Here is a 12,294-nt window from a genome sequence, read left to right on the forward strand (position 1 = left end):
CGCCGCAGGCACGGCGGGCCTCACGCCCGCAGGAACGCCAGCACCGCCAGCACCCGGCGGTGGGTGTCCTCGGCCGGGGGCAGGTCCAGCTTGGTGAGGATGCCGCCGATGTGTTTGCCGACGGCCGCCTCGGAGACGACCAGCTCCCTGGCTATCGCCCCGTTGGACCGGCCCTCGGCGACCAGCGCCAGCACCTCCCGCTCGCGCGGGGTGAGCCGCTCCAGCGGGTCCCGCCGTCGGCGCAGCAACTGCCGTACGACCTCGGGGTCGACGACCGTGCCGCCGGCCGCGACCTCGCCGAGCGCGTCCACGAACTGCTCGACCTGACCGACCCGGTCCTTGAGCAGATAGCCGACGCCGGATCCGTCCCCGGAGTCGAGCAGCTCGGCGGCGTACTCACGCTGCACGTACTGGCTGAGGACGAGGACCGGCCGCCCCGGGCGCTCCGCGCGCAGCCGCACGGCCGCGCGCAGGCCCTCGTCGTTCAGGTCGGGCGGCATGCGCACGTCGGTCACGACGACGTCGGGGGCGTGCGCCGCGACGGCGGCGAGCAGCGCGGGCGCGTCGCCGACGGCCGCCACGACCTCGTGCCCGAACCGGGTGAGCAGCCCGACGAGCCCATCCCGCAGCAGCACACTGTCCTCGGCGAGGACTACGCGCAGGGACCGAGGCCCCCCGGCGGTCGCGCCGTCGGGAGAGGCGTCGTCGGAGGCTGGCTCGGCTCGCAAGGGATCTCCACACGCAGCAGGGTCGGTCCGCCCCGCGGGCTGGACAGGGAGAGTCTGCCATCGAGCACCGACACCCGGTCCGCGAGCCCGGTCAGCCCGCTGCCGGCGGCCGGATCGGCGCCGCCGTCGCCGTCGTCGGAGACGGTGAGGACCAGCCGTCCGCCGCGCTGCCCGCCCTCGACCCGCGCCCGGCCGGCGCCGCTGTGCCGGGCCACGTTGGCGAGCGCCTCGCAGACGACGAAGTACGCGGCGGCCTCGACGGGCGGGGACAGCCGGCCGGGCAGGTCGAGGGCGACGTCCACGGGGACCGGGGAGCGGTCGGCGGCATCGGCGACGGCGGCCACGAGGCCGTAGTCGGCCAGGACGCGCGGGTGGATGCCCCGGATCAGCTCGCGCAGTTCGGCCAGTGCCCGGCCCGCCTCCTCGTGCGCGGCGGCGAGCCGGTCGGCGAGCGGACCGGGGGGTGCGTCGAGGCGGGCCAGGCCCAGGCTCATGGTCAGCGCGACCAGGCGCTGTTGCGCCCCGTCGTGCAGATCGCGTTCGATGCGCCGGCGCTCGGCCTCGGACGCGTCGACCAACCGCACGCGGGAGCGCACGAGTTCGGTGACCCGCGCACTGTCCTGGCCGTGGCGCTTCGGGGTGAGCAGAGCGCGCGTCAGCTCGCCGCACGCGCCCGCGAGCGCCCCCAGCGCGTACCCGGCGGGAACCAGCAGCACCAGCCCCAGCAGCGCGACCGTCCAGGCGGCGGGCCAGGTGTCCACCGTCCACACCTTGACCACCTTGGCCTCCCCGTACCGCCCCACCAGCGCGGGCGCGGCGGCCAGCGAGAGCGGCACGCCCAGGCCGCCGACGACCAGGGCGGCGTCGAGCGGCCAGAGCACCGTCGCGAACAGCACCGCGTACCCGAACTCCCGCCAGGTGGCGCCCTCACGCAACCGCAGCGCGAGCCAGTGCCAGGCTCCCGGTTCCTCGGGCGTGCGGTGCGCGCGGGGCGGCGGGGTCAGCCCCAGCAGGGCGAGCCGGCGCCGCTCAACGGCCGCGACCGGGATTCCGGCGAGTGCGGTGAGTACGAGCAGCGGCAACCCCACCAGGACGAGCGCGAGCACGCCCCCGGCCAGGGAGAGCACCGCGAGCGCCACCAGCGTCACGGCCCCGGCGACCGCCCCCGACAACAGGAACAGCACCGCCCGCCAGGGCCACGCGGAGACCGCGTAGCGGGGATGGCGCAGGGCCCGCCACAATCGCGGGTCGCTCTTGGGTGCTTCGCCGGGGCGTGTGCCGGTCACCGGGTGCATGCCGGTCACCGTAGAAGGCCGTCGTACGGCTGTGCCATCGGTCCGGCCCCCGGGTCGGGGGTATGTCTGGCCCCACCCCGGGTCTCGCCCCTGCCGCACTGCGCCCGCCTGGCACCGGACGGTTTCGTGGAGCCGTACGGAGAACCGTGCAGGAGCGGCGGGGCGAGAGGCGGAGAACGATGGACGCGGCGGTACGACTGACCGGGGTGACCCGGGAGTTCGAGACGGACGGCGGGGGCCGGGTACGAGCGCTGGACGGCGTCTCGCTCGCCTTCCCGCGCGGCGGTTTCACGGCCGTCATGGGGCCCTCCGGGTCGGGCAAGTCGACGTTGCTGAGCTGCGCGGCGGGGCTCGACCGGCCGACGTCGGGCTCGGTCACGGTCGGCGGCACGGAGCTGACGGCGCTGGGCGAGCGTCGTCTGACGCTGCTGCGGCGCGACCGGATCGGGTTCGTGTTCCAGGCGTTCAACCTGCTGCCCTCGCTGACCGCCGCGCAGAACGTGGCGCTCCCGCTGCGGCTGGCCGGCCGGCGCCCGGCCCGGTCCGACGTACGGGCCGTACTGCACCGGGTGGGGCTCGGCGACCGCGCCGGGCACCGGCCCTCGGAGCTGTCGGGCGGCCAGCAGCAGCGGGTCGCCCTGGCACGGGCACTGATCACCCGCCCGCGGGTCCTGTTCGCCGACGAACCGACGGGCGCACTGGACGCGTCGGCCGGACGCGAGGTGCTGAACCTGCTGCGGGCGGTGGCCGACGAGGGGGACGGCGGGGGAAGCGGGAACGGTGAGGGAAGCAAGGACGGCGGGCGGACCGGCGGCACGGTGGTCATGGTGACCCACGACCCCGTGGCCGCGGCCCACGCCGACCGGGTCGTCTTCCTGGTCGACGGCCGGGTGGCCGGGGAACTGCCGGGCGCGTCGGCGCGGCGCATCGCGGCGACGCTGGCGGACCTCGAACTCCCGGCGCCGGCCGCGCCTTTCGAGGGACGCACCCGGGGACGTACCCGGCGGGAGACGGCTCCGTGCTGAGTGTCGCGCTCGGAACCCTGCGGACCCGCTGGACCTCCTTCGCCGCGAGCTTCGTCGCGCTCGCGCTCGGGGTTGCGCTGATCGCCGTGATGGGCACCGCCCTCGCCGCCACCCTGGACGCGCCCGAGCAGCCACCGGAACGGTTCGCCGTCGCACCGGTGGTGGTGCAGGGGGCGCGCACCCTGCGCGTACCGACCACGCACGGCGTACGCACCGAGCCGCTCGCGCGCCCGCGCCCGGTCCCCGCCCGCACCGTCGCCGCACTGCGCCGGCTCGGCACGGTCGTCGGGGACCGCGCGTTCCCCGTACGGGTGACGGGCGGCCCGGACGGGGTGGTGGGCCACCCGTGGCCGACAGCGGCGTACGCCCCGTACTCGCTGGTGACGGGGCGCGCTCCGCAGGCGGACGACGAGGTGGTCGCCACGGTCGGCTGGACGCGGACGGGCACCCGACTGCGCACGGCCCGGGGCACGGTGCGGGTCGTGGGAACAGCGGCAGCCGCGCCGCCGCGAGGCACCCGCTCCGGACCCGGCGGCCCTGCCGCAACCGCCCCCTTCGAAACCGCTCTCTTCTACACCACCCACCGGGCGGCCCGCCTCTCCCCCGTCGGCCTCCAGCTCGTCGTCGAGGCAGGGCCGGAGGCGGTGCGCCGGGCGGTGGGGCACGCCGACGGCGTCCGGGTGCTCACCGGCGACGCGCGCCGGCTGGCGGACGCCGACCCGGACCGGGACGCCGAGGCCCTCACGGCGCTGAACGCGCTGTTCGGCACGGCGGGCGGGGTCAGCGGCTTCGTCTCGGTGTTCGTGGTGGCGTCGACGTTCGCCTTCGCGGTCGCCGGACGGCGTCGGGAACTGGGCCTGCTGCGCACGGTGGGCGCGACGCCGGGCCAGGTCCGCCGGCTGGTCCTGACCGAGGCACTGCTCGTCGGCGTGCTCGCCTCGGCGGCCGGCTGCGCGCTCGGCGCGTGGGGCGCGCCGCACCTGGCCGGGTGGGTGGTCGACGCGGGCCTGGCGCCGGGGTGGTTCACGGTGGGCGGTCACGCGTGGCCGTACCACGTGGCGTTCTGGACGGGTCTCATGGTGGCGTGCTCCGGCGCGGCGACGGCCGCCGTACGCGCGGGGCGGGTGCGCCCGGCGCAGGCTCTGCGGGAGGCGGCGGTGGACCGCGGCACACTGCCGTGGAGCCGTCGGCTGATCGGCGCCGCCCTGCTGCTCACGGCCGCCGTGACCCTGGCCCTGACGCTGCTGGGGGACCCCGGCGAGCTGCTGCACCGCAAGTCGTACACCAGCCGTCCGATGCTGCTGATCAGCGCGGTGGCGGTGGTGTCCCCGGTCCTGGTGCGCCCGCTGGTACGGCTGCTGACCGCCTTGCCGGCCCGGCTGCCGTCGGCCACGGGGATGCTGGTGCGCGAGGGCGTGGCCGCCGGTGCGCGCCGGGCCTCCTCCGTCGTCGCGCCGGTGCTGGTCACGGTCGCCCTCGCGGGCTCGCTGCTCGGTGCGACGGGAATGCTGAGCGCGTCGAAGACGGCCGAACTGCGGGAGCACACAGCCGACTTCGTCCTCACCCCCGCCATGGCCTCCGCGACGGACGGCTTCGACGCGGCCACGCTGGACCGGTTGCGGAGGGTGCCTGGGGCGGTGGTCTCGGCCACCGCCGGTACCGAGGTGTACGTCGTGGAGGACGGCGTGGCGCCGATCGGTTCCGAGGCCCGCGCCGCCGACCCCGCCGCGCTCGCGGCCACCGTACGGCTGCCGGTGACGGCGGGCCGGCTGTCGGCGCTGGACGACGACTCGATCGTCGTCAACGAGGAATGGGCGCGGCACACGGTGGGGCAGCGGGTGACGGTGTGGCGCGGCGACGGCACGCGCCGGTCCCTGCGCATCGCGGCGGTCCTGGCCACCGGCACCGGGGACAACGGCGCGTACGTCACCCGGGCCAACGCGGCGGGCGCCCCGGTGGACCGGGTCGACGTGGGGGTGGCGCGGGGTGCCGACGCGGGAACGGTGGCCCGGTCACTGCGCACGGCGGCGAAGGCGTCCGGCGCACGGGTCCGGACGAGGGCGCAGTGGGTGTCGGCGCACGCCCCGGGCACCACTCGCACGACCCGCCTTGGCTACGCGCTGGTTCTGGGCATCGCCCTGCTGTACACGGCCGTCTCCCTCGTCGGCACGCTGACCATGTCCACCGCGGCCCGCATCGACGACCTGCGCACCCTGCGCCTGACCGGCGCGACCCGCGCCCAACTCCTGCGCCTCACCGCGGCGGAGACCCTGACCCTGGTGGCCACAGGCACCCTGCTCGCCCTGGCGACGACGGCGGCCGACCTGGCCGGCCTCCACATCGCCCTGAGGCTCCAGTCGGCCCCGGCCCCCCTGGCCTTCCCCTGGACAGCAATGGCCGCGACCGCGACGACCTGCGCCCTGCTCGCCACCGCGGCCGGCCTGCTCCCCACGGCCCTCGCCCTCCACGGCCACGGCCGTTCCGGTGCCCTCGGGGCACGGTGACTCGCACCGGGCCGTCAACGCGGAGATCCCGCCCGATCAACCAGATCGGACGGGATCTCATGTGCGTGGACCTGAGGGGATTCGAACCCCTGGCCCCCTCGATGCGAACGAGGTGCGCTACCGGACTGCGCCACAGGCCCTTGCAACGGGTGAAACTCTAGCATCCCCGTCCGGGTGCTCGGTAATCGGTTCCCGGGCAGGTCAGCCGAGCCGCGGTGGGAGCGTCACTCGTTGGCGGCGCGGGGGCGGTCGCCGTCCTCGTACTGGTCGAAGAGGGGGGTGCGGCCGCGGCCGCGGGAGCGGCGGGCCGACGCGGCGCGGCGGGCGTCGCTGCGGCCGGAGCCGCTCTCCGGTTTCTCCTGCGCCGAACCGGCAGAGGGCCCGGAGGTCTCCGAAGACTCCGGGGCCTCGGAGCGCTCCGGGCGGGCGGCGCGGTCGTGGGCCTCGCGCGGGCGGGCGCCGCTGTCGTGGTCGGTGCCGGTCTCCGGGTCGGCCGCGCTGGAGCGGGCCGCGCTCCAGGTGTCCGGCGCGGACAGGTCGACGTGCGGCGTCGCGCGCGGGGCGACCGGTGCGGTGACGTACGTCGGCAGCGGCACCGGGACCGGGTCCCAGCTGTCGCCGTGGCCGGGCAGGCGCTGCCGTTCGCGCTGCTGGTCGACCCACTCGGCGTGGTCGGTCTGCTCGACGAGCGCGCGGCGGTCGGCGGCGAGCGCGGACAGTCCGGGGTCGGTGGCGGGTTCGGGTCCGTCCTCCGGTTCGTCGGTGTCGGCGTCGACGGTGGCCGCGCGCTGCCGGGGCCGGCGCTCGCGCAGCCGCTGCGCGGCGACCTCGGCGCGCTGCCGGTCCATCTGGTACGCGAACCGCTTGCGCTCCTGCGCCCGCAGATGGGCGATGTATCCGCTGAGCAGCGCGGCCGGGACCGCCGGCACCCACAGGAAGGCGAGTCCGCCCACCGCGGCGACGATCGCCCCCAGGCTGAAGACGAGGAACAGCATCACCGTCGTGCGCCGCCGGCGCGCGAGCACCTTGGAGCGCCGGGCACGCGCGAGGGCCTCCGCCGACTGCGGCCGACGCGCCGCCGGAACGGACCGGGACGGCGCCTTGGCGGCCTGCTGCCGCTCCCGGACCTGCTGCCGCTCCGGGTCGTCGTTCTTCGACCTGGCGGCCGGAACACCCGGGGCGTCGCTCTCCGACGGGGCGGGCCGGGCGGACGGCGCGCCCTTCTGCGGCGGCACCGGCGCGGACCGCTGCGGCGGCGGGGCGATCCTGGTGTGCGCGCGCTGTCCGGCCGGGGGCATGGCGAAGGCCCGGACGTCCACCGAGGCGGTGACGTCGTCCGGGTCGGCGTCGCGCTCCGACTCGTCGGCGGAGCGGGCGCGCAGGTCCCTGGCGTACCGGCGCTCCATTCCCGCCCGTCCGGAAAGCAGCCGGATGGCGGTGCTGAAGCGTTCCGTCGGACGGGCCTCGTTCAGCTCGTCCTGCCTACGGAGCCACATCGGCACCAAGTAGGCGGCCCAGGCCCCGACAATGACTGCGTAGATGAGGCCGCTGCTGCTCACGCTCACACGGTAGAGGGGTTTACGTGAGGCCATCCGCCAATTGAGCCGGTGTGTCGCACGATCCGGCTGATATTTCGAGCTTTTTTTGTGATCGATGCGGCCACAAGCCCGACCGCTCCGGGATGTAATTCGAACAGCAATTCGAACGCATTTCTTATTTGCTGGTTCCGCCCGCCCGTTCGGCCCGCCGCCGGCGCCAGCGCGCGAGCAGTCCTTCGGGGACCTCCTCCGCGGTCAGCGCGAAGACGAGGTGGTCGCGCCAGGCGCCGTCGATGTGGAGATAACGCGGGCGCAGCCCCTCCTCGCGGAATCCGAGTTTCTCCACCACCCGCCGGCTCGGCCGGTTCTCCGGGCGAATGCAGACCTCCACCCGGTGCAGTCCGACGGTGCGGAAACAGTGGTCCACGACGAGCGCGACCGCCGTCGGCATCACCCCGCGGCCCGCGACCGCCTCGTCCACCCAGTATCCGACGTGCCCCGAGCACATCGATCCCCAGGTGATTCCCGCCACCGTCAACTGGCCGACCAGGCGGCCCTGGTACTCGATCACGAAGGGCAGCATCCGGCCCGCGTGCGCCTCGGAGCGCAGGTGCCGGACCATCTGCCGGTAGGTCGGGCGGTGGACTATCGGGCCGCTGGGCGTGGGCGGCGGGATCGTGGCCTCCCAGGGGCGCAGCCAGTCGCGGTTGCTCCGGTTGACCTCGCGCCAGGCCCGCTGGTCGCGCATTCTTATCGGCCTCAGGACGACGTCGCCGTCCGTCAGTTCGACGGGCCATGACGGGGTGTTCAGCACGCACCCCCGGCACTCGGTCCGGCGGGGTCACCTTCGCGGACGCGGGCGGGATCGCCCTCGCGGACCTGGGCGCCTTGGACGTGGTCGCCGCCGCGGAGTTGGTCGACCGCGTGTCTCAGCAGGGGTTCCAGGACCGCCAGGCCGTCCTTCACCCCGCCGGTGGAGCCGGGAAGGTTGACGATCAGGGTGCCGTCGGCGACTCCGGCCAGGCCCCGGGAGAGGGCGGCGGTGGGCACCTTGTCGCGGCCGTACGCCCGGATGGCCTCCGCGATGCCGGGGACCTCGCGGTCGAGCACCGCGCGGGTCGCCTCGGGGGTGCGGTCGGTGGGCGAGATGCCCGTGCCGCCGGTGGTGACGATCACGTCGTAGCCCGCCTCGACGGCCGCGCGCAGGGCGGCCTCGACGGGGTCGCCGTCGGGGACGACCCTGGGGCCGTCGACGGCGAAGCCGAAACGGCGCAGGCCCTCGGCGATCAGCGGGCCGCCCCTGTCCTCGTAGACCCCGGCGGCGGCCCGGTTGGAGGCGGTCACGACCAGCGCGCGGTGGGGCGTGCCGCCGCCGGTGGCGTCGTGTGTCATGACCGGCTCCAGTCGCCCGACGCGCCGCCCGTCTTCTCCTCCACCCGCACGTCCGTGATGACCGCCCCCTTGTCGACCGCCTTGACCATGTCGATCACGGTGAGCGCGGCGACGGAGACGGCGGTGAGGGCCTCCATCTCGACGCCCGTGCGGTCCGTGGTGCGCACCGCGGCCCGGATCTCCACGGCGTCGTCCGCGACCGACAGGTCCAGCGTGACACCCGACACCGACAACGGGTGGCACAGCGGGATGAGATCCGGGGTGCGCTTGGCGCCCATGATGCCCGCGATGCGCGCGGTGGCGAGCGCGTCGCCCTTGGGCATCCCCTCACCGCGCAGGAGTTCGACCACGCGCGGTGAGACCAGCACGCGGCCGGTGGCGCGTGCGGTGCGCTCGGTGACGGCCTTGCCCGAGACGTCGACCATGCGGGCGGCGCCCGCGTCATCGAGGTGCGTCAGTCGGTCCTGCGTGCTCATGTGGTGTGCGCTCCCGGTCACGGCCCGGGCCCGGGCGGTCGGGCGCCGGGCCTGTGTGCAGCGACACGCTACCGCCAACCGGCGCCGGACGGCCGGACGGAGCCCCCGCGTCCGGGCCCGCGGGGCCCCGCGGGGACCACCGCGGGGCCGCCGCAGGGCCGCCGCAGGGCCGCCGCAGGGCCGCCGGGGCACGTCCCGCCCGTGAGCCGAGCACGTGCCCGTGAGCCGGACCCGTCAGCCGAGCAGCACGACCTCGACCTCCGTGCCGGGTTCCACCGACTCCACGTCCTCCGGGATCACGATCAGCGCGTTGGCGCGGGCGAGGGCCGCGACGAGGTGGGACGAGGCCCCGCCGACGGGGGTCACGTCGCCGCCGGCGTACCGGCCGCGCAGGAACTGGCGGCGGCCCGCGGGCGAGGTGAGCGCCTTGTCGGCGGCCAGGACGGCGCGGAGGGTGGGCCGGTGCACGTTCTCCAGGCCCATCAGGGCACGGAGCGCGGGCCGGACGAACAGCTCGAAGGAGACGTACGAGGACACGGGGTTGCCCGGGAGGGCGAGCAGCGGGACGTGGTCGGGACCGACAGTGCCGAAGCCCTGCGGTTTGCCGGGCTGCATGGCCAGCTTGCGGAAGTCGACACCGGGCCCGGCCGGTGCCTCCGCGCCGTCCCCGTCGCCCTCGGCGCTCTCGGTGCCCTGGCCGGAAGTCCCGTCGCCGACGTCGGACAGCGCCTCCTTGACGACGTCGTACGCCCCGACGCTCACCCCGCCGGTGGTGACCACCAGGTCGGCGCGGACGAGTTGGTCCTCGATGGTGGCGCGCAGGACGTCGGCGTCGTCGGTGACCGCGCCGACCCGGTAGGCGATCGCCCCGGCGTCCCGGGCGGCGGCGGTGAGGGCGAAGCTGTTGGAGTCGTAGATCTGGCCGGCGCGCAGTTCCCCGCCGGGCTGGACCAGTTCGCTGCCGGTGGAGATGACAACCACGCGCGGGCGCGGGCGCACCCGTACGGAGCCGTGGCCGACGGCGGCGAGCAGGGCGATCTGGGAGGGGCCGAGGACGGTGCCGGCCTCCAGGGCGCGCTCGCCGGCCGTGGTGTCGCTGCCCTTGGCGCGCACGTGCGCGCGTGCCTCGGCGGGGCGGTGGACCAGAACCTGGCCGGTGGCGCCCTCGGGGGCGGCGCTGTGGGCGGTCATCCTGGTGACGGGACCGCCGCCGAGGCCGCCGTCGGTCCACTCCACGGGGACGACGGCCTCGGCGCCCGGCGGCAGCGGGGCGCCGGTCATGATGCGGGCGGCCTCCCCGGGGCCGACGCGCGGCGGGTCCCCGGCACCGGCCGCGACATCACCGACGACCGTGAGGGCCGCCGGGAACTCCTCGCTCGCGCCCGCGACGTCCGCGACCCGCACCGCGTACCCGTCCATGGAGCTGTTGTCGAAGGGCGGCAGCGACACCGGCACCATCACGTCCTCGACCAGGACGCAGCCCTGGGCGTCGAGGAGTTGCAGCTCGATGGGTTCCAGGGGGCGGACGGTGGAGAGGACGTCCTGCAGGTGCTCGTCCACCGACCACAGGCGGTCCGGTTCGTCGGGGCGGGTCGCGGCGGCGCTCACGTTCGCTGCATCTCCTCGGTCACGTAATGGCGGAGCCAGGCCCGGAAGTCGGGTCCCAGGTCCTCACGTTCGCACGCGAGTCTGACAATGGCACGCAGATAGTCGCCGCGGTCGCCGGTGTCATAGCGCCGGCCCCGGAACACGACGCCGTGCACGGGGCCGCCGGACCTGCTCTCGGCGGTGGTCGCCGAGGTGTGGGTCTCGGCCAACTGCTGGAGGGCGTCGGTGAGCTGGATCTCGCCGCCGCGGCCGGGCTCGGTCTTGCGCAGTATGTCGAAGACACGCGGGTTGAGGACGTAGCGGCCGATGATGGCGTAGTTCGACGGGGCGTCGGCCGGCTCGGGCTTCTCGACCAGGCCGGTCACCTCGACGACGTCGTCCTCCTCGGTGGGCTTCACGGCGGCACAGCCATAGAGGTGGATCTGCTCGGGCGCCACCTCCATGAGGGCGACGACGCTGCCGCCGGTGCGTTCCTGGACCTGGACCATGCGGGCGAGCAGGGGGTCGCGGGGGTCGATCAGGTCGTCGCCGAGGAGGACGGCGAAGGGCTCGTCGCCGACGTGGGGGGCGGCGCACAGCACGGCGTGGCCGAGGCCTCGGGGGTCGCCCTGGCGGACGTAGTGAATGGTGGCGAGGTCGCTGGACTCCTGGACCCTGGCGAGACGCCCGGCGTCGCCCTTGCGCTGGAGGGCCGACTCCAGTTCGTAGTTGCGGTCGAAGTGGTCCTCCAGGGGGCGCTTGTTACGGCCCGTGATCATGAGAACGTCGTCGAGCCCCGCGGACACGGCCTCTTCGACCACGTACTGGATCGCCGGCTTGTCCACGACCGGCAGCATCTCCTTGGGAGTGGCCTTGGTCGCCGGCAGGAATCGTGTACCGAGGCCCGCCGCGGGAATGACGGCCTTGGTGATCCTGCTGATCCTTGGGTTCGACTCAGTCATGTCCGTCACCATATCCGGTCGATATGTGCGGAATCTGTGGGACTGATCGATCCGCTCTCATATGAGTCTTTTGGAAAGGTTACGGAAACTGCCTGTGAGTCACATGGGAGCCGGATCTGAGTCTGCCAAGCGCGGGTTGCGGCGGGAACTCCTCGCGGTGAGGCGCGGATTGACGACGGATGACGTCCAGGGGGCGGCGAGGGCACTCGCGGAGCGCGCGCGGGGGCTGCCGGAGCTGGCGGGGGCGCGCACGGTGGCGGCGTACGTCTCCGTGGGGCGCGAACCGGGTACCCGCGCGCTCCTGGACGGGCTGCACGCCCGCGGGGTGCGCGTGCTGCTGCCGGTCCTGCTGCCGGACGACGACCTCGACTGGGGCCGGTACGCCGGACCCGGCTCGCTGGCCCGCGTGGAGCGCGGCGGCCGGATGACGCTGTGGGAGCCCGCCGGGGAGCGGCTCGGCACGGAGGCGGTGCTGTCCGCCGACGCCGTACTGCTGCCCGGGCTCGCCGTCGACGGGCGCGGGATGCGGCTGGGACGCGGCGGGGGCTCCTACGACCGGGTGCTGGCGCGGCTGGAACGCGCGGGCGCCGCACCGGCGCTGGTGGTCCTGCTGTACGACACGGAGATCGTGCCCGAGGTGCCCGCCGAGCCGCACGACCGCCCGGTGCACGCGGTGGTGACGCCGTCGGGGGTACGGCGCTTCGGCTGACCGCGCACGGTGGGGGTACCGGGCGCGGTGGGGGCCTCGGACCGCGCGGAGGCCCCCGGCACGGCGGAAGGGCCCTCC

The 12,294-nt window shown here is 75.2% G+C and carries 11 protein-coding genes and 1 tRNA gene; 3 read left to right on the top strand and 9 right to left on the bottom strand.

Going from position 1 to position 12,294, the window contains the following annotated elements:
* Positions 1-20: 20 nt before the first annotated feature.
* Complete coding sequence (locus QFZ64_RS15090; RefSeq protein ID WP_307071711.1) at positions 21-662, bottom strand: response regulator transcription factor; 642 nt, start codon at positions 660-662, stop codon at positions 21-23.
* Positions 653-2,023, bottom strand: a complete 1,371-nt coding sequence (locus QFZ64_RS15095; RefSeq protein WP_307065973.1) for a sensor histidine kinase — start codon at positions 2,021-2,023, stop codon at positions 653-655. Before QFZ64_RS15095 ends, QFZ64_RS15090 begins: the two co-directional genes overlap by 10 nt.
* 179 nt (positions 2,024-2,202) lie before the next feature.
* On the opposite strand from QFZ64_RS15095, the gene QFZ64_RS15100 reads away from it, so the two are divergent.
* Entirely contained in the window at positions 2,203-3,048 is an 846-nt protein-coding gene (locus QFZ64_RS15100; protein WP_307065975.1) for an ABC transporter ATP-binding protein, read from the top strand.
* Positions 3,042-5,552, top strand: coding sequence for an FtsX-like permease family protein (locus QFZ64_RS15105; protein WP_307065977.1), 2,511 nt, complete (start codon positions 3,042-3,044; stop codon positions 5,550-5,552). The genes QFZ64_RS15100 and QFZ64_RS15105 overlap by 7 nt, the downstream gene beginning before the upstream one ends.
* 66 nt (positions 5,553-5,618) lie before the next feature.
* Here the strand turns inward: QFZ64_RS15105 and QFZ64_RS15110 are convergent.
* The 7 genes from QFZ64_RS15110 to galU form a co-directional block, all read right to left on the bottom strand.
* Positions 5,619-5,692 (bottom strand) — tRNA-Ala (locus QFZ64_RS15110).
* A gap of 84 nt (positions 5,693-5,776) precedes the next feature.
* Complete coding sequence (glpR, locus tag QFZ64_RS15115; protein ID WP_307065979.1) at positions 5,777-7,111, bottom strand: gephyrin-like molybdotransferase receptor GlpR; 1,335 nt, start codon at positions 7,109-7,111, stop codon at positions 5,777-5,779.
* Between the two features lie 154 nt (positions 7,112-7,265).
* A complete protein-coding gene (locus tag QFZ64_RS15120; protein ID WP_307071712.1) occupies positions 7,266-7,901 on the bottom strand; it encodes a GNAT family N-acetyltransferase in 636 nt (211 codons plus the stop codon).
* The gene (locus tag QFZ64_RS15125) at positions 7,898-8,482 is read right to left on the bottom strand and encodes a molybdenum cofactor biosynthesis protein B (protein WP_307065980.1); all 585 of its coding nucleotides are present in this window, start codon (positions 8,480-8,482) and stop codon (positions 7,898-7,900) included. The genes QFZ64_RS15120 and QFZ64_RS15125 overlap by 4 nt, the downstream gene beginning before the upstream one ends.
* Entirely contained in the window at positions 8,479-8,958 is a 480-nt protein-coding gene (gene moaC, locus QFZ64_RS15130) for a cyclic pyranopterin monophosphate synthase MoaC (RefSeq protein ID WP_307065982.1), read from the bottom strand. The genes QFZ64_RS15125 and moaC overlap by 4 nt, the downstream gene beginning before the upstream one ends.
* 234 nt (positions 8,959-9,192) lie before the next feature.
* Positions 9,193-10,566, bottom strand: coding sequence for a gephyrin-like molybdotransferase Glp (gene glp, locus QFZ64_RS15135; RefSeq protein WP_307065984.1), 1,374 nt, complete (start codon positions 10,564-10,566; stop codon positions 9,193-9,195).
* Positions 10,563-11,507 (bottom strand): UTP--glucose-1-phosphate uridylyltransferase GalU, encoded by a 945-nt coding sequence (gene galU / locus QFZ64_RS15140; RefSeq protein WP_307065985.1) that lies wholly within the window; start codon positions 11,505-11,507, stop codon positions 10,563-10,565. The genes glp and galU overlap by 4 nt, the downstream gene beginning before the upstream one ends.
* A 103-nt stretch (positions 11,508-11,610) precedes the next feature.
* Between galU and QFZ64_RS15145 the strand changes: the two genes are divergently transcribed.
* The gene (locus QFZ64_RS15145) at positions 11,611-12,216 is read left to right on the top strand and encodes a 5-formyltetrahydrofolate cyclo-ligase (RefSeq protein WP_307065987.1); all 606 of its coding nucleotides are present in this window, start codon (positions 11,611-11,613) and stop codon (positions 12,214-12,216) included.
* The last annotated feature ends 78 nt before the right edge of the window (positions 12,217-12,294 follow it).

Source organism: Streptomyces sp. B3I8 (assembly GCF_030816915.1).
Classification (GTDB): domain Bacteria; phylum Actinomycetota; class Actinomycetes; order Streptomycetales; family Streptomycetaceae; genus Streptomyces.

Excerpts from the sequence above, each read along its gene's own strand:
- QFZ64_RS15095 (WP_307065973.1), bottom strand. The coding sequence starts at position 2,023 with ATGCACCCGGTGACCGGCACACGCCCCGGCGAAGCACCCAAGAGCGAC.
- QFZ64_RS15100 (WP_307065975.1), top strand. The coding sequence starts at position 2,203 with ATGGACGCGGCGGTACGACTGACCGGGGTGACCCGGGAGTTCGAGACG.
- QFZ64_RS15125 (WP_307065980.1), bottom strand. The coding sequence starts at position 8,482 with ATGACACACGACGCCACCGGCGGCGGCACGCCCCACCGCGCGCTGGTC.
- moaC (WP_307065982.1), bottom strand. The coding sequence starts at position 8,958 with ATGAGCACGCAGGACCGACTGACGCACCTCGATGACGCGGGCGCCGCC.
- galU (WP_307065985.1), bottom strand. The coding sequence starts at position 11,507 with ATGACTGAGTCGAACCCAAGGATCAGCAGGATCACCAAGGCCGTCATT.
- QFZ64_RS15145 (WP_307065987.1), top strand. The coding sequence starts at position 11,611 with ATGGGAGCCGGATCTGAGTCTGCCAAGCGCGGGTTGCGGCGGGAACTC.